At 62.4% G+C, this 17,068-nt stretch carries 14 protein-coding genes; all 14 read left to right on the top strand.

From position 1 onward, the window contains the following. Positions 1 to 2: 2 nt before the first annotated feature. A complete protein-coding gene (leuD, locus tag KVG91_RS03350; RefSeq protein ID WP_169377657.1) occupies positions 3 to 647 on the top strand; it encodes a 3-isopropylmalate dehydratase small subunit in 645 nt (214 codons plus the stop codon). A 136-nt stretch (positions 648 to 783) separates the two neighbouring features. Then, the gene (locus KVG91_RS03345; protein WP_169377656.1) at positions 784 to 1,548 is read left to right on the top strand and encodes a class I SAM-dependent methyltransferase; all 765 of its coding nucleotides are present in this window, start codon (positions 784 to 786) and stop codon (positions 1,546 to 1,548) included. A 53-nt stretch (positions 1,549 to 1,601) separates the two neighbouring features. Next, a complete protein-coding gene (leuB, locus tag KVG91_RS03340) occupies positions 1,602 to 2,684 on the top strand; it encodes a 3-isopropylmalate dehydrogenase (RefSeq protein WP_076953532.1) in 1,083 nt (360 codons plus the stop codon). A 64-nt stretch (positions 2,685 to 2,748) separates the two neighbouring features. Then, positions 2,749 to 3,861 carry an aspartate-semialdehyde dehydrogenase gene (gene asd, locus KVG91_RS03335; protein WP_032888280.1) on the top strand — a complete coding sequence of 371 codons (1,113 nt, stop codon included), beginning with the start codon at positions 2,749 to 2,751 and terminating at the stop codon, positions 3,859 to 3,861. A gap of 824 nt (positions 3,862 to 4,685) precedes the next feature. Next, a complete protein-coding gene (locus tag KVG91_RS03330) occupies positions 4,686 to 5,696 on the top strand; it encodes an aspartate-semialdehyde dehydrogenase (protein WP_169376854.1) in 1,011 nt (336 codons plus the stop codon). Positions 5,697 to 5,857: 161 nt separating this feature from the next. Then, positions 5,858 to 8,416 (top strand): FimV family protein, encoded by a 2,559-nt coding sequence (locus KVG91_RS03325; protein WP_169376855.1) that lies wholly within the window; start codon positions 5,858 to 5,860, stop codon positions 8,414 to 8,416. A 384-nt stretch (positions 8,417 to 8,800) separates the two neighbouring features. After that, on the top strand, positions 8,801 to 9,625 hold the full coding sequence (gene truA / locus KVG91_RS03320) for a tRNA pseudouridine(38-40) synthase TruA (RefSeq protein WP_169376862.1): 825 nt from the start codon (positions 8,801 to 8,803) through the stop codon (positions 9,623 to 9,625). 64 nt (positions 9,626 to 9,689) lie between these two features. Next, positions 9,690 to 10,322, top strand: a complete 633-nt coding sequence (locus tag KVG91_RS03315; RefSeq protein WP_169376856.1) for a phosphoribosylanthranilate isomerase — start codon at positions 9,690 to 9,692, stop codon at positions 10,320 to 10,322. Between the two features lie 242 nt (positions 10,323 to 10,564). Next, positions 10,565 to 11,485: an acetyl-CoA carboxylase, carboxyltransferase subunit beta gene (gene accD / locus KVG91_RS03310; protein ID WP_169376857.1), complete on the top strand. Its 921-nt coding sequence runs from the start codon at positions 10,565 to 10,567 to the stop codon at positions 11,483 to 11,485. Next, complete coding sequence (folC, locus tag KVG91_RS03305) at positions 11,482 to 12,789, top strand: bifunctional tetrahydrofolate synthase/dihydrofolate synthase (protein ID WP_169376858.1); 1,308 nt, start codon at positions 11,482 to 11,484, stop codon at positions 12,787 to 12,789. Before accD ends, folC begins: the two co-directional genes overlap by 4 nt. Further along, positions 12,773 to 13,432 (top strand): SPOR domain-containing protein, encoded by a 660-nt coding sequence (locus KVG91_RS03300; RefSeq protein ID WP_169376859.1) that lies wholly within the window; start codon positions 12,773 to 12,775, stop codon positions 13,430 to 13,432. The genes folC and KVG91_RS03300 overlap by 17 nt, the downstream gene beginning before the upstream one ends. A 254-nt stretch (positions 13,433 to 13,686) precedes the next feature. Continuing rightward, positions 13,687 to 14,244 (top strand): CvpA family protein, encoded by a 558-nt coding sequence (locus KVG91_RS03295; protein ID WP_169376860.1) that lies wholly within the window; start codon positions 13,687 to 13,689, stop codon positions 14,242 to 14,244. A gap of 41 nt (positions 14,245 to 14,285) precedes the next feature. Beyond that, positions 14,286 to 15,791, top strand: coding sequence for an amidophosphoribosyltransferase (gene purF, locus KVG91_RS03290; protein WP_076953551.1), 1,506 nt, complete (start codon positions 14,286 to 14,288; stop codon positions 15,789 to 15,791). 64 nt (positions 15,792 to 15,855) lie between these two features. Further along, on the top strand, positions 15,856 to 17,067 hold the full coding sequence (locus KVG91_RS03285; protein WP_169376861.1) for an O-succinylhomoserine sulfhydrylase: 1,212 nt from the start codon (positions 15,856 to 15,858) through the stop codon (positions 17,065 to 17,067). Position 17,068 lies beyond the last annotated feature (1 nt).

Here is a 17,068-nt window from a genome sequence, read left to right as displayed (position 1 = left end):
CGATGCGTGCTTTTACACAACACACAGGTTTAGTCGCGCCGTTGGACCGCGCCAACGTGGACACCGACCAAATCATCCCCAAGCAGTTCTTGAAGTCGATCAAGCGCACCGGTTTCGGTCCGAATCTGTTCGACGAATGGCGCTACCTGGACGTGGGCTACGCCTACCAGGACAACTCCAAGCGCCCGCTGAACCAGGATTTCGTGCTCAACGCCGAGCGTTACCAGGGTGCCAGCGTGTTGCTGGCGCGGGAAAACTTCGGCTGCGGCTCCAGCCGTGAACACGCGCCGTGGGCCCTGGAAGAATATGGCTTTCGCAGCATCATCGCGCCGAGCTATGCCGATATTTTCTTCAATAACAGCTTCAAGAACGGCTTGTTGCCGATCATCTTGACTGACGAAGAAGTCGACGAGCTGTTCAAGCAGGTGGAAGCCGAGGTGGGTTACCCGTTGACCGTCGACCTGGCCGCGCAAACCGTGACCCGTCCGGACGGCAAGGTGTATCACTTCGAGGTGGACGCTTTCCGTAAGCACTGCCTGATCAACGGCCTGGACGATATCGGCCTGACCTTGCAGGACGGCGATGCGATTGCGGCGTTTGAGGCCAAACACCGGGCGAGCCAGCCTTGGTTGTTTCGCGATGCCTGAATCTTTGTAGGCCGCACTGGCCCCTTCGCGAGCAAGCCCGCTCCCACATTTTGATTTGTGAACACTTTCAAATGTGGGAGCGGGCTTGCTCGCGAAGACGGCAGTAAAAACACCACAAGCCCCAAGGAAAACCACCATGACCACCACCGCCCACACCCAAGTCGTGCAAAAACAATTCGGCGAGCAGGCCGCGGCCTACCTGAGCAGTGCCGTGCACGCCCAAGGCACCGAATTCGCGCTACTTCAGGCCGAACTGGCCGGGCAGGGCAGTGCGCGCCTGCTGGACCTGGGCTGCGGTGCCGGCCATGTCAGCTTTCATGTCGCGCCGTTGGTCAAGGAAGTGGTGGCCTACGACCTGTCCCAGCAGATGCTCGACGTGGTGGCCGCCGCTGCGCAAGCTCGCGGTTTCAGCAATATCAGCACCGTAAACGGCGCCGCCGAACGCCTGCCGTTCGCCGATGGCGAGTTCGACTTTGTGTTCAGCCGTTATTCGGCTCACCATTGGAGCGACCTTGGCCTGGCCCTGCGCGAAGTGCGGCGGGTGCTCAAGCCGGGCGGCGTGGCGGCGTTCGTCGACGTCTTGTCTCCGGGCAGCCCGCTGTTGGACACTTACCTGCAAACTGTTGAAGTGCTGCGCGACACCAGCCACGTGCGCGATTACTCCGCCGCCGAGTGGATGCGCCAGCTCAGCGAAGTCGGCTTGCACGTACGCAACAGCAGCCGCCAGCGCCTGCGCCTGGAATACGCCTCGTGGGTCGAACGCATGCGCACGCCAGAGGTATTGCGCGCTGCAATCCTTGAGTTGCAAGGGGCGATGGGCCAGGAAGTGCGCGATTACTACGAAATCCAGGCCGACGGCACGTTCAGTACCGACGTGCTGGTGGCCTTCGCCGAACGCTGACTGAATTTTCCCGACCTGCCCGTGGGTAGGTCGCTCGATGAAATGAGGAACCCATGAGCAAGCAGATTCTGATTCTCCCTGGCGACGGTATTGGTCCGGAAATCATGGCCGAAGCGGTCAAGGTCCTGGAACTTGCCAACAGCAAGTACAGCCTGGGCTTTGAGCTGAGCCATGACGTGATCGGCGGCGCGGCCATCGACAAGCACGGCGTGCCGCTGGCCGACGAAACCCTGGACCGCGCCCGCGCTGCCGACGCCGTGCTGCTCGGCGCCGTGGGCGGGCCGAAGTGGGACAAGATCGACCGTGACATCCGCCCCGAGCGCGGCCTGCTGAAGATCCGCGCGCAACTGGGCCTGTTCGGCAACCTGCGCCCGGCCATCCTCTACCCGCAACTGGCCGACGCATCGAGCCTTAAGCCGGAAGTCGTGGCAGGCCTGGATATCCTGATCGTGCGTGAGCTGACCGGCGGTATCTACTTCGGCTCGCCACGCGGTGTGCGTGAGTTGGAAAATGGCGAGCGCCAGGCCTACGACACCCTGCCGTACAGCGAGAGCGAAATCCGCCGGATCGCCCGTGTCGGTTTCGACATGGCCCGCGTGCGGGGCAAGAAGATCTGCTCGGTGGACAAAGCCAACGTACTGGCCTCCAGTCAACTGTGGCGTGAAATCGTTGAAGAAGTGGCCAAGGACTACCCGGACGTCGAACTGAGCCACATGTACGTCGACAACGCCGCCATGCAACTGGTACGCGCACCGAAGCAGTTCGACGTGATCGTTACCGACAACCTGTTCGGCGACATCCTGTCCGATCAGGCCTCGATGCTGACCGGCTCCATCGGCATGCTGCCGTCGGCGTCCCTGGACACCCACAACAAGGGCATGTACGAGCCGTGCCACGGTTCGGCGCCGGACATCGCGGGGCAGGGCATTGCCAACCCGCTGGCGACCATTTTGTCGGTGTCGATGATGCTGCGTTACAGCTTCAACCTGGCCGACGCGGCGGACGCCATCGAGAAGGCCGTGAGCCTGGTGCTCGACCAGGGCTTGCGCACCGGCGACATCTGGTCGCAGGGTTGCACCAAGGTCGGTACGCAAGAAATGGGCGACGCAGTAGTCGCCGCGTTGCGGAATCTGTAATCTCTCGGGCCCGCTTGCAGTTGTTGCTGCAAGGCGGCCCACTTTTTAACAAGGTGTAGTTGCGATGAAACGTGTAGGTCTGATCGGTTGGCGCGGTATGGTCGGTTCCGTGCTCATGCAGCGGATGCTGGAAGAGCAGGATTTCGATCTTATTGAGCCGGTGTTTTTCACCACGTCGAACGTGGGTGGCCAAGGCCCGTCCGTGGGCAAGGACATTGCCCCGCTCAAGGACGCCTACAGCATCGATGAGCTCAAAACCCTCGACGTGATTGTGACCTGCCAGGGTGGCGACTACACCAGCGAAGTCTTCCCCAAGCTGCGCGAAGCCGGCTGGCAGGGTTACTGGATCGACGCCGCATCGAGCCTGCGCATGCAGGACGACGCGGTGATCATTCTCGACCCGGTCAACCGCAAGGTCATCGACCAGCAACTGGACGCCGGTACCAAGAATTACGTCGGCGGCAACTGCACGGTCAGCCTGATGCTGATGGGCCTGGGCGGCTTGTTCGAAGCCGGCCTGGTCGAGTGGATGAGCGCCATGACCTATCAGGCGGCTTCCGGCGCTGGTGCGCAGAACATGCGCGAGCTGATCAAGCAGATGGGCGCGACCCATGCCGCTGTCGCCGATCAACTGGCCGACCCGGCCAGCGCGATCCTCGACATCGACCGCCGTGTGGCCGAAGCCATGCGCAGCGATGCCTACCCGACCGAAAACTTCGGCGTGCCGTTGGCCGGCAGCCTGATCCCGTGGATCGACAAAGAGCTGCCCAACGGCCAGAGCCGCGAAGAGTGGAAGGCCCAGGCCGAGACCAACAAGATCCTCGGGCGTTTCAAAAGCCCGATCCCGGTGGACGGCATCTGCGTGCGTATCGGCGCGATGCGCTGCCACAGCCAGGCGCTGACCATCAAGCTGAACAAAGACGTGCCGATCGCCGATATCGAAGGGCTGATCAGCCAGCACAACCCGTGGGTCAAGCTGGTGCCGAACAACCGCGACATCAGCATGCAGGAGCTGAGCCCGACCAAGGTCACCGGCACCCTGAATGTACCGGTGGGCCGCCTGCGCAAGCTGAACATGGGCAGCCAGTTCCTCGGTGCGTTTACGGTCGGCGACCAGCTGCTGTGGGGCGCGGCTGAACCGCTGCGTCGCATGCTGCGGATCCTGCTGGAGCGTTGATCGCTTGAGGCAATGGGAGAAACCCGCGTTCTGGTGACAGGCGCGGGTTTTTTATTGCGCTTGAGGCCGCTATCGCGGGCAAGCCCGGCTCCCACATTTTGATTGTGAACACCCGTCCAGTGTGGGAGCTGGCTTGCCTGCGATGGGCACGGGTATCTACACAACTTTCAACGGTGTGTGGCGAGGGAGCTTGTTTGGCGGCCTTTGGGCCGACCGTTTTTTTTTTGGGTTTGACCGAGTACATATCCGTTGCTGCGGTAACGGCGGCTTAGGGTTCCGCCCTTACGGCGGGTCACTTTTTGAAGAGCGCAAAAAGTAACCAAAAACGCTTCGCCCCACCACTCGGAGCCTCGCCTAGGCTCGGCATGCCCGTAATCCGACAGTGATTTGGGGGCCGCCGCCCACGCGCCATCCCTGGCGCGTGGGCGGCTAAACCGGCATCCCTGCCGGTTTACCCCCCAAATCACTGTCGAATTCCCGCCAGCGTGGTTGACGGGGCGATCGCAGATCAAAAGCAAAAGCGCGGCGGCCTTCGAGCCGACCGGTATTGATGTCGAACTCGGTTCAAAATGTGGGAGCTGTCGAGCCTCAGCGAGGCTGCGAAGGCGGCGCCACTGCTGGCATTTTCTGCGCCTGACCCACCGCTTTCGCAGCCTCGCTAAAGCTCGACAGCTCCCACAGGGGATGAAGTCAGCCTTTGAAAGTTGTGTAGATACCTATGCTGCGATGGGGTCATCAGCTACACCACAAAATCCAGGCCAATTGCCTCACCCCCCAGCCACCCGGTAAAGTGCCGCTCCCCCCGCAATGCCCGAGGCAGCCCCATGACCCAGACCTTTGATATCGCCGTGATCGGCGCCACCGGTACCGTTGGCGAAACCCTGGTGCAGATCCTCGAAGAGCTGGCTTTCCCGGTGGGCACCCTGTATCTGCTGGCGGGCAACAACTCGGCGGGCGCATCGGTGCCGTTTCGCGGCAAGAACGTGCGGGTCAAGGAGGTCGATGAATTCGACTTCAGCAAGGCGCAACTGGCGTTTTTCGCGGCGGGGCCCGCGGTCACCTTGAGTTTCGCCGCGCGTGCGACGGCGGTGGGCTGCTCGGTGATCGACTTGTCCGGCGCGCTGCCGGCCGAGCAGGCGCCGCCAGTGGTGCCCGAAGCCAACGCCCATGTGCTTGATGGCCTGGAAAAGCCGTTCCGGCTCGGCAGCCCAAGCCCGTCGGCGACCAACCTGGCCGTGGTGCTGGCGCCACTGCGGGGCCTGCTGGACATCCAGCGCGTGAGCGTCACCGCCAACCTGGCGATGTCGGCCCAGGGGCGTGAGGCGGTCGGCGAACTGGCCCGGCAAACTGCCGAGCTGCTGAATATGCGTCCGCTGGAACCGACCTTCTTTGATCGGCAGGTCGCCTTCAATCTGCTGGCACAAGTCGGCACGCCGGACAGCCAAGGTCATACCGCCCTGGAGAAGCGCCTGGTCCACGAGCTGCGCGCGGTGCTGGAATTACCTTTACTAAAGATTTCCGCAACGTGCGTTCAAGCCCCGGTGTTTTTTGGCGATAGCCTGACTGTGTCCCTGCAGTTGGGTGCACCGGCCGATCTCGCTGCAGTGAACCGCGCACTCGACGCAGCGCCGGGCATAGAGCGTGTGGAGGAGGGCGACTACCCCACCGCCGTGGGCGATGCCGTAGGCCAGGACGTGGTCTATGTAGGACGGGTCCGTGCAGGCGTGGATGACCCGGCGGAACTAAATCTGTGGCTGACGTCAGATAACGTACGCAAAGGCGCCGCACTCAATGCCATACAGCTGGCGCAGTTGTTGATAAAAGGCCTTGCGTAAAAGATACTTGGCGGCAATTTGTAGATTGATTCTAACCAGGCGCTATGCTTGGCCCTAAGCAGAACAGAAGCGCGTCGGTAACCTATCGGCTCGCCATGCCTTATGGCAGCGGTTACCAACCTTCTCGCAGGCCGGGGAGTGTTCAAACAAAGGATGAGGCTATGGTTCAAGTTCGCAAACTGGTGTTAGCAATAGCGGCCGCCTCGGCGCTGTCCTCCGGTATGGCGCAGGCGCTGCAGTTGGGGGAGATGACCCTCAAGTCGAAGTTGAACCAGCCGTTGGCGGTGGAAATCGAATTGCTCGATGTCGGCGGCCTCACCGCTTCCGAGATCACCCCGAGCCTGGCCTCGTCCCAGGCGTTCGTGGATGCGGGCGTTGATCGCCAGGCATTCCTCGATGACCTGACGTTCACCCCGGTGATCAACCCTAACGGTCGCAGCGTGGTGCGTGTCACCTCCAGCAAGCCGCTGCCGGATTCCTACGTACGCTTCCTGTTGCAGGTGCAATGGCCCAACGGTCGCCTGATGCGCGACTACAGTGTATTGCTCGACCCGGCCAAATTCGACCAGCCTGCGCCCACCAGCGCCGCGCCCGCACCGCGCCTGACTGCGCCGGCCAGTACCGCGCCGACGGCGAGCAAGGCGGCGCAGCACACCACCACGTCCCGCGATACCCTGTGGGAAATCGCTGCGAAGAACCGCAATGGCGGCTCGGTCCAGCAGACCATGCTGGCGATCCAGGCGCTGAACCCCGGCGCGTTTGTCGACGGCAACATCAATCGCCTCAAAACCGGCCAGGTCCTGCGCTTGCCGGATACCGTACAAAGCACCGCGCTGCCGCAACCCCAGGCGATCGCCGAAGTCAGCGCCCAGAATGCCGCCTGGCGCCAGGGCCGCCGTGCCGCCACCAACCCGACGGCGGGCAAGCAGCAGTTGGACGCCACCAAGCGCAGCCAGGCTGGCAACGCGCCAGCCAGCACCAATGCCAACGACAACCTGAGCCTGGTGTCGGCCGAAGCGGCCAAGCAGGGCGCCAAAGGCAAGACGGGCGATAGCGCAGCGCTGAGCGACAAACTGGCGATGACCCAGGAGCAATTGGACACCACCCGTCGCGACAACGAAGAGCTCAAAAGCCGCGCGGCGGACCTGCAAAGCCAGCTGGACAAACTGCAGAAACTGATTCAACTGAAAAACGATCAGCTCGCGCGTTTGCAGGCAGAAAAAGGCCTCCCGGCGGCGCAGGCCACAGCGGCAATGCCCGCTCAGTTGGCAGGCGAGCCGGCCGCCGCCGCTGCAGCGCCGGATGCCGCGACCGCTGCTCCTGCGCCCGTTACGCCCGCCCCCGAGCCAGTCAACGCGCAGGAGCCTGCACCGGCGAGCACCGAGGGCAAGTTCAACGAGCTGCTGACCAACCCGGTCGTGCTCGGCGTGCTCGGTGGCGCCGCGCTCTTGTTGGTGCTGCTGCTCCTGCTGTTGTGGGCGCGCCATCGCAATGCCCGCCGCGAAGAGGAAAAACACCTGCGTATGGCGCGGGCCCTGGCTGAAGAGCCGGAGTTCACCTCGAACATTGACCACGACCTGCCTCCGGACAGTTTCGAAGGACTGGAAGTGCCGCCGCCCAACGTCAAGCTGGCTGCCGCGCCTGTACCGGCTCCAGCGGTAGAGCCGGCCGTTGTCGTGCCTACCGTGGCCTCCGTGCTTGCGCCGCTGGCGGTTGCCGTCGCTGCGGTAAACTCCAGCGATGCGCTGGCCCAGGCCCAATCCCATATCGACCGGGGCCACCTGAACCAGGCCGCCGATGTGCTGGAACAGGCAATCAAATATGAGCCCAAGCGCAGCGACCTGCGCTTGAAACTGATGGAAGTCTACGGCCTGCAGAACGACAAGGACGGCTTTGTCACTCAGGAGCGTCAACTGGTGGCCAATGGTGAAAACCACGCCCAGGTCGAGCAACTCAAGAGCCGCTTTCCGGCGATGGCTGTGTTGGCGGCGGGTGTCAGCGCTGCGGTTGCCGCCGCCGCCCTGGACGCTCAATACGTCAAGGAATTGCTCGAAGACAAACCGGCTGCCGCAACGCCGGAGGCCTTTGACACCGACTTCGATTTGAGCCTGGACGAGCTGGAAGAAGCTTCCCCGGCCAAAATCGAGGACGATCAGCAGACATTCGAATCGTTGCTGCAGCAGCAGACCGAAGCCAATGCCGCCGCCGATGGCCTGTCGGACTTCGACCTGGACCTGCAACTGGATGCCCCGGCGTCGGCGCAATCCGATGACGACTTCCTTTCTGGCCTGCAAGAGCCGATCAAGGACGTGCCCGCCGTCGAACCGCCGACCCTGACCCCCGCCGCAGGGGATGATTTCGCCCTGCCCGAGGATTTCGACCTGTCTTTGGCTGATGAGCCGCAAGAGGCCGCCAAGCCAGATGCCTTCGCGTCGGAGCTGGACGATGTCAACGCCGAGCTCGATCGCCTTTCCCAAAGCCTGGAGCATCCGCCCATCGAGCCATCCTTTACCGCAGAAGACGCGGCACTGGGTGATGATGAACCGGAATTCGACTTCCTGTCCGGCACAGATGAAGTAGCCACCAAACTGGACCTGGCCCAGGCCTATATCGACATGGGCGATGCGGACGGCGCACGGGATATCCTCTCCGAAGTGCTGACCGAAGGTGACGAGACCCAGCGTGGCGAGGCCAAGGAGATGCTCGGCCGGTTGGTGTAACCGTCAATCGTTAGCGCAGCGGCGACCTTCGGGTCGCCGTTTTGTTTTGTGTGGTCAGTTCACGGAGCCTGGGAACGATCAAAAATCTCCTTGTGGCGAGCGGGCTTGCCCGCGTTGGGTCGCGAAGCGGCCCCAAAACCAGACGCTGACTTTCTCCAGGAACATCTCGGTGCGTTCACTGGGACTGCTTCGCAGCCCAACGCGGGGCAAGCCCGCTCGCCACAACAAGCTCCTTGCCACAAATTTTGTGTTCACCGGAAGTTGTGTAGATACCTGTGCGCATCGCAGGCAAGCCAGCTCCCACGCAATCCGGCATAATGCCCGCCTTTGCGCAACCCATCAGGCTCTCAGTTCTTGGCAAATATAGATAACGCGGCCGCCGAAATGGCGGCCGCAGGCTTTAACCGCATCGCCCTGGGCGTGGAATACAAAGGCTCGCGCTACCGCGGCTGGCAGCGTCAGGCCAGCGGCGTGCTGACGGTGCAGGAAACACTCGAAAACGCCCTGTCGAAAGTCGCCGACTCACCGGTATCGCTGATGTGCGCCGGGCGTACCGATGCGGGTGTGCATGCCTGCGGCCAGGTGGTGCACTTCGATACCCAGGCTGAGCGGTCGATGAAGGCTTGGGTAATGGGCGCTAATATCAATTTGCCCCATGACGTCAGTGTCACCTGGGCCAAGGTCATGCCGGCGCACTTTCATGCGCGTTTCAAGGCCATCGCCCGGCGTTACCGGTATGTGATCTACAACGACCAGATCCGCCCGGCGCACCTCAACCAGGAGATCACCTGGAACCACCGCCCGCTCGACGCCGAACGCATGGCCGAAGCAGCGCAGCATCTGGTGGGCGTGCATGATTTCAGCGCCTTCCGTGCCGGCCAGTGCCAGGCCAAGTCGCCGATCAAGCAAGTCCACCACCTGCGGGTGACCCGCCACGGCAAGATGATCGTGCTGGATATCCGTGCCGGCGCCTTCCTGCATCATATGGTGCGTAACATCGCCGGGGTGCTGATGACCATCGGCACCGGCGAGCGCCCGGTGGAATGGGCCAAGGAGGTGCTGGAAAGCCGTGTGCGTCGTACCGGCGGGGTCACGGCGCATCCGTTCGGCCTGTATCTGGTGGATGTGGAGTACCGTGACGAGTTCGAGCTGCCGGAGCGTTTCATCGGGCCACATTTCCTCACAGGTTTCAGCGAACTTGGCGGCTGACGCCTGGAAAAGCTTTTGTTACCATCCGGGACTTTCTCGGCTCAATCCCTGAGGTTTTCACGACATGTCAGCCGTTCGCAGCAAGATTTGCGGGATTACCCGCATAGAAGACGCGCTGGCGGCAGTTGAGGCCGGGGCCGATGCCATTGGCCTGGTGTTTTATGCCAAAAGCCCCCGGGCGGTGAATGTGCTGCAGGCGCGGGCGATCATCGCGGCACTGCCGCCGTTCGTCACCACCGTGGGCTTGTTCGTCAACGCCAGCCGCTGCGAACTCAACGAAACCCTGGATGCCGTACCGTTGGACATGCTGCAGTTCCACGGTGACGAAACACCGGACGAATGTGAGAGTTACCAGCGCCCGTATATCAAGGCGTTGCGCGTCAAGGCCGGCGATGACATCGCGGCGGCGTGCGCCGCCTATGCGGGTGCTCGCGGGATTCTGCTGGACACCTATGTCGAAGGCGTGCCCGGCGGTACGGGCGAAGCGTTCGACTGGTCGCTGATTCCCGCAGGCTTGAGCAAGCCGATCATCCTGGCCGGCGGGCTCGACCCGGCCAATGTCGAAGCGGCGATCGAACAAGTGCAACCGTATGCCGTGGATGTCAGCGGTGGGGTAGAGCAGGGCAAGGGCATCAAGGACCACGGCAAGATTCGCGCATTCGTGCAGGCCGTGCGCAACAGCAACGGTAGGATGTGACGGCTGGCAGTCTGCCGCCGTCCATAACTACCACTGTGTAAAACAGTCCAGCGCCGCCTGTGGGTGGCCTGGAAACGAAGTGGCAACCCTGCGCTTGCAGGTTGTCTGGAAGGCTGAGGACACACGCGGGAAAGGCCGGTCGAACGTCTGACCCCGTCCAGCCTGTGTCATCGCCACATATGAATTTAGCTCAAGGGCATACGCGGGGCTGTGTTCAAGCCACCGGTACTGGAGAAAGAAGCATGAGCAACTGGTTAGTAGACAAACTGATCCCTTCGATCATGCGTTCCGAGGTGAAGAAAAGCTCGGTTCCTGAAGGTCTGTGGCACAAGTGCCCATCCTGCGACGCGGTGCTGTACCGCCCGGAGCTGGAAAAGACCCTGGACGTTTGCCCCAAGTGCAACCATCACATGCGTATCGGCGCCCGCGCCCGCATCGACATCTTCCTTGACGCCGAAGGCCGCAACGAGCTGGGCGCCGACCTGGAACCGGTAGACCGTCTCAAGTTCCGCGACGGCAAAAAGTACAAGGACCGCCTGACCGCCGCACAAAAGCAGACCGGCGAGAAAGACGCGCTGATTTCCGTCAGCGGCAAGCTGCTGGGCATGCCGGTTGTGGTGTCGGCATTCGAGTTCTCCTTCATGGGCGGCTCCATGGGCGCCATCGTCGGTGAACGCTTCGTTCGCGCCGCCAACTACGCCCTGGAAAACCGTTGCCCGATGATCTGCTTCGCCGCCTCCGGTGGTGCGCGCATGCAGGAAGCCTTGATTTCGCTGATGCAAATGGCCAAGACCTCTGCGGTACTGGCGCGTCTGCGCGAAGAAGGCATCCCGTTCATTTCCGTGCTGACCGACCCGGTCTACGGCGGCGTGTCCGCTAGCCTGGCGATGCTGGGCGATGTGATCGTCGGCGAGCCAAAAGCCCTGATCGGCTTTGCCGGCCCGCGCGTGATCGAACAGACCGTGCGTGAAAAACTGCCGGAAGGTTTCCAGCGCAGCGAGTTCCTGCTGGAGCACGGCGCGATTGACCTGATCATCCCGCGCGGTGAACTGCGTCCACGCCTGGGCAGCCTGCTGGCCCAGATGATGGGCTTGCCGACCCCTGTTTACGTCGCGCCTAAAGTCGAGCCGATTGTCGTGCCGCCGGTGCCTGCAAACCTATGACCCAACGGACCCTGGGCGAATGGCTCGCCTACCTTGAGCAGTTGCATCCGTCCGCCATTGACATGGGCCTGGAGCGCTCGCAACAGGTAGCGGCCCGCCTCGGGTTGGGCCGGCCGGCGCCGCGTGTGATCACGGTGACCGGCACTAACGGCAAAGGCTCCACCTGTGCCTTTGTCGCGGCGCTGCTGCAGGCTCAAGGCCTGAAAGTCGGCGTCTACAACTCCCCGCACCTGCTGCGTTATAACGAGCGGGTGCAACTCAATGGCAGCGAAGCCACTGATGAGCAACTCTGCGAAGCCTTCGCCGCGCTTGATGCCGGCCGGGGCGAGATATCCCTGACCTACTTCGAGATGGGCACCCTGGCGGCGTTCTGGCTGTTCGAGCGTGCGCAACTGGATGTGGTGGTGCTGGAAGTGGGCCTGGGCGGGCGCCTTGACACGGTCAACGTGGTGGATGCCGACTTGGCGCTGGTCACCAGTATTGGTGTGGATCACGCCGATTACCTGGGTGATACCCGCGAGTCGGTGGCCTTTGAAAAAGCCGGTATCTTCCGCCATGGCAAGCCTGCCCTGTGTGGCGACCCTGAGCCGCCGCAGACCTTGCTGGACAAGGTGCGCGAGCTGGATTGCCCGTTTTTCCTGCGCGGGCGTGAATTCGATCTTGAGATCGCCGGGCAGCACTGGCACTGGCGTGGGCGTGATGCCCGAGGCCAGGTTGTGGAACTTCGCGACCTGCCGCTGCTGAACCTGCCGATGGAAAACGCCGCGCTCGCGCTGCAGGCGTATCTGCTGCTGGATCTGCCGTGGAGCGCTGAGCAGATTGCTGCCACCCTGCTGGCAACGCGCGTGGCAGGGCGTTTGGACCGTCGCGAGGTCGAATGGCAGGGCAAGCGTCTTACCCTGATGCTCGACGTAGGGCATAACCCCCACGCGGCCGAGTACCTGGCGCAACGCTTGTCGCACACGCCGCCGGTCGGTCGTCGCCTTGCCGTATTCGGTCTGCTGGCCGACAAGGACCTGGACGGTGTGGTTGCGCCATTGCTGGACCATGTCCAGGCGTGGGCCGTAGCGCCGCTGGATACACCGCGCAGCCGTCCTGCCGCCGAACTGCTGCTGGTCTTGCAGAACCTTGGCGCACCCGTGACGTCGTATGCAAGCGTGATCGATGCCCTCCAGGCGCAGTGCGCGGTTGCCACCCCCGACGATGAAGTTCTATTGTTCGGGTCATTTTATTGTGTTGCCGAGGCGCTCGAGTGGTTGGCCCGGCGCTCCACGGAGGAAGCTGCACATGGCATTACTGGATAGCGCATACAAGCAGCGAATGGTCGGAGCCCTGGTTCTGGTGGCGTTGGCAGTGATTTTTCTGCCGATGCTGTTCTCTCGCCAGGATGAAGAGCGCCAGGTCGTAGTCGAGGCCCCGGCCGCTCCACAAGCGCCTGCGGTGCCCCAGGTGCAGGTTGAGCCGGTGGTGGTGCCTGAGCCGCAGGCGTTGCCGGAAGAACAACCTGTGCCGAGCGATGACGAAGTGGCCGCTCAGCCGGCGCCGTCGATGCCGGTGCAGCCAAGCGTGCCGGTGGTCAAGCCGGCGCCGGCACCGACCGTAGCGGTCAAGCCTGCCGCGCCAGCGCCGGCGCCCAAGCCGGTAGCGCCGCAACCTGCTGCACCGGGCAAGCCGGACGTGGGCCAGAGCCGCATCGACCCAAATGGCTTGCCGATCAGTTGGTCGATTCAGGTGGCCAGCCTGGGTAATCGCGAAGGCGCCGACGCATTGCAGAAGAAGCTGCGTAGCCAGGGCTATAACGCCTATATCCGTAGCGCCGACGGCAAGAACCGCGTGTTTATCGGGCCGCTGATCGAGCGTGCCGAAGCGGATCGCCTGCGCGACTTGCTCGATCGCCAGCAGAACCTCAAGGGTTTCGTGACGCGTTTCCAGCCGGAGCGCGGTTAATACTGTAACGGTTCCAACTTGAAATGCAGGCCAAATGTGGGAGCTGGCTTGCCTGCGATGGCGGTGGTTCAGTCGACAGTGATGTCGAATGTGCCGCCCTCATCGCAGGCAAGCCAGCTCCCACATTGGTTTGGGGGTTGAATTAAGTTGGGCTCACCCCAAACTATTGATTTGCAAAGCACCCTCAATCACCGCTTACCGATAGCCCGACGCTCTGCTAAAATGCGCCGCCTTATCTGTCCGTAGGCTCAAACGTGCCATTTACCTGGGTTGATTGGGCGATTGTTGCAATCGTCGCCATCTCCGCTTTGATCAGTCTAAGCCGCGGCTTCGTAAAAGAAGCATTGTCGTTGCTGACCTGGATCATCGCAGGAGTCGTAGCCTGGATGTTTGGCGGTTCATTGTCGGTCTACCTGGCCGGATACATCGAGACACCTTCGGCCCGCGTCATTGCGGGCTGCGCCATCATGTTCATCGCCACGCTGCTGGTGGGGGCAATGGTCAATTATCTTATTGGCGAGTTGATACGTGTCACCGGCCTTTCCGGGACCGATCGATTCCTCGGCATGGTCTTCGGCGCCGCGCGTGGCGCGTTGCTGGTGGTCGTGGCGGTCGGGCTGTTGAGCCTGGGGCCGGTACAGCAGGATGCATGGTGGCAAGAGTCGGTACTCGTGCCAAAATTTCTATTGGTTGCAGATTGGTCCAAGAACCTCATTCTGGGGTGGAGCAGTCAGTGGCTGGCCAGCGGAATCAGCGTACCCGCTGATCTTCCGTTCAAGGAACACCTCTTGCCGGCCAAAACGCCTCAGTAAGCTGTGTTCAGTCAAGATTCATTAAGTAGGGGTTGCGTCGCATGTGTGGCATCGTCGGTATCGTCGGTAAGTCGAACGTCAATCAGGCGCTGTATGACGCGCTAACCGTCCTCCAGCACCGCGGCCAGGACGCTGCCGGTATTGTGACCAGCCACGACGGCCGGTTATTCCTGCGCAAGGACAACGGGCTGGTACGTGACGTGTTCCACCAACGTCACATGCAGCGCCTCGTGGGTCACATGGGCATTGGCCATGTGCGCTACCCGACTGCCGGTAGCTCGACGTCGGCCGAAGCTCAACCGTTTTACGTCAACTCGCCTTATGGCATTACCCTGGCGCACAACGGCAACCTGACCAACGTTGAACAGCTGGCCAAGGAGATTTACGAGTCCGACCTGCGCCACGTCAACACCAACTCCGACTCGGAAGTGCTGCTCAACGTGTTCGCCCATGAGCTGGCCCAGCGCGGCAAGCTGCAGCCGACCGAAGAAGACGTGTTCGCCGCCGTCACCGACGTGCACAACCGCTGCGTCGGTGGTTACGCGGTGGTGGCCATGATCACCGGTTATGGCATCGTCGGCTTCCGTGACCCGCACGGCATTCGCCCGATCGTGTTCGGCCAGCGTCATACCGACGAAGGCGTCGAGTACATGATCGCTTCCGAAAGCGTGTCCCTGGACGTGCTGGGCTTTACCCTGATCCGCGACCTCGCGCCGGGCGAAGCGGTGTACATCACCGAAGACGGCAAGCTGCACACTCGTCAGTGCGCCGTGGCGCCGAAACTCACCCCGTGCATCTTCGAACACGTCTACCTGGCGCGTCCGGATTCGATCATCGACGGTGTTTCGGTGTACAAGGCGCGCCTGCGCATGGGTGAAAAGCTGGCCGACAAGATCCTGCGCGAGCGTCCCGAGCACGATATCGACGTCGTGATCCCGATTCCCGACACCAGCCGTACCGCCGCACTGGAGCTTGCCAACCACCTGGGCGTCAAGTTCCGCGAAGGCTTCGTGAAGAACCGCTACATCGGGCGTACCTTCATCATGCCGGGCCAGGCTGCACGCAAGAAATCGGTGCGCCAGAAGCTCAACGCCATCGAGCTGGAATTTCGCGGCAAGAACGTGATGCTGGTGGACGACTCCATCGTACGCGGCACCACTTGCAAGCAGATTATCCAGATGGCTCGCGAAGCCGGTGCGAAGAACGTGTATTTCTGTTCCGCGGCGCCTGCGGTGCGTTACCCGAACGTGTACGGTATCGACATGCCGAGCGCCCACGAGCTGATCGCTCACAACCGCTCGACCCAGGACGTTGCCGACCTGATCGGCGCTGATTGGCTGATCTACCAGGACCTGCCGGACCTCATCGAGGCGGTCGGCGGTGGCAAGATCAAGATCGACCAGTTCGACTGCGCCGTGTTCGACGGCAAGTACGTGACCGGTGACGTCGACGAGGCTTACCTGAACAAGATCGAACAGGCGCGCAACGACTCGTCGAAGATCAAGACCCAGGCGGTCAGTGCGATCATCGATCTGTATAACAACTGAGTGACAACCGGCCCTGAGGGGCCGGTTTTGTATCTTAAATAAAGAATCGAGTAAGGAGGGCAGCATGAGTCAGGAATGGGATGCCGGTCGGTTGGACAGCGACCTCGATGGCGTAGCTTTCGATACCCTGGCCGTGCGCGCCGGCCAGCACCGTACCCCGGAAGGTGAGCACGGTGACCCGATGTTCTTCACCTCCAGCTATGTGTTCCGCACGGCCGCCGATGCGGCTGCGCGCTTTGCGGGGGAAGTGCCGGGCAACGTCTATTCGCGCTACACCAACCCGACCGTGCGCGCGTTCGAGGAGCGCATCGCGGCGCTGGAAGGTGCCGAGCAGGCGGTCGCTACGGCGACTGGCATGGCGGCCATCCTGGCGGTGGTGATGAGCCTGTGCAGCGCCGGCGACCACGTACTGGTGTCGCGCAGCGTGTTCGGCTCGACCATCAGCCTGTTCGAGAAGTACTTCAAGCGCTTTGGCATTGAAGTGGACTACGTGCCGCTTGCGGACCTGTCCGGTTGGGATGCGGCGATCAAGGCCAACACCCGGTTGCTGTTCGTCGAGTCGCCGTCCAACCCGTTGGCCGAGCTGGTGGATATCGCCGCATTGGCCGAAGTGGCCCACGCCAAGGGCACGATGCTGGTGGTCGACAACTGCTTCTGCACCCCGGCGCTGCAACAGCCGTTGAAGCTCGGCGCGGACATCGTCGTGCACTCGGCCACCAAGTTCATCGACGGCCAGGGTCGCTGCATGGGCGGTGTGGTCGCGGGTCGCAGCGAGCAGATGAAAGAAGTCGTTGGCTTCCTGCGCACGGCTGGCCCGACCTTGAGCCCATTCAATGCCTGGATCTTCCTCAAGGGCCTGGAAACCCTCAGCCTGCGCATGAAAGCCCATTGCGCCAACGCCCAGGCCCTGGCCGAGTGGCTGGAGCAGCAGGACGGTATCGAGAAGGTGCACTACGCCGGCCTCAAGAGCCACCCGCAACACGCATTGGCCCAGCGCCAGCAACGTGGTTTCGGTGCCGTGGTGAGCTTCGAAGTGAAGGGCGGCAAAGAGGGCGCCTGGCGCTTTATCGATGCGACGCGCCTGATCTCCATCACCGCCAACCTGGGTGACAGCAAGACCACCATTACCCACCCGAGCACCACCTCCCACGGGCGCCTGGCGCCTCAGGAGCGTGAGGCGGCGGGTATCCGTGACAGCCTGATCCGCGTTGCAGTGGGGCTGGAAGACGTGGCTGACTTGCAGGCTGACCTGGCTCGCGGGCTGGCGGCCTTGTGAT

The organism is Pseudomonas azadiae (assembly GCF_019145355.1).
GTDB classification, from domain to species: domain Bacteria; phylum Pseudomonadota; class Gammaproteobacteria; order Pseudomonadales; family Pseudomonadaceae; genus Aquipseudomonas; species Aquipseudomonas azadiae.
Note: the sequence above shows the minus strand (reverse complement) of the source record. Positions and strands in the feature narration are given on the sequence as shown.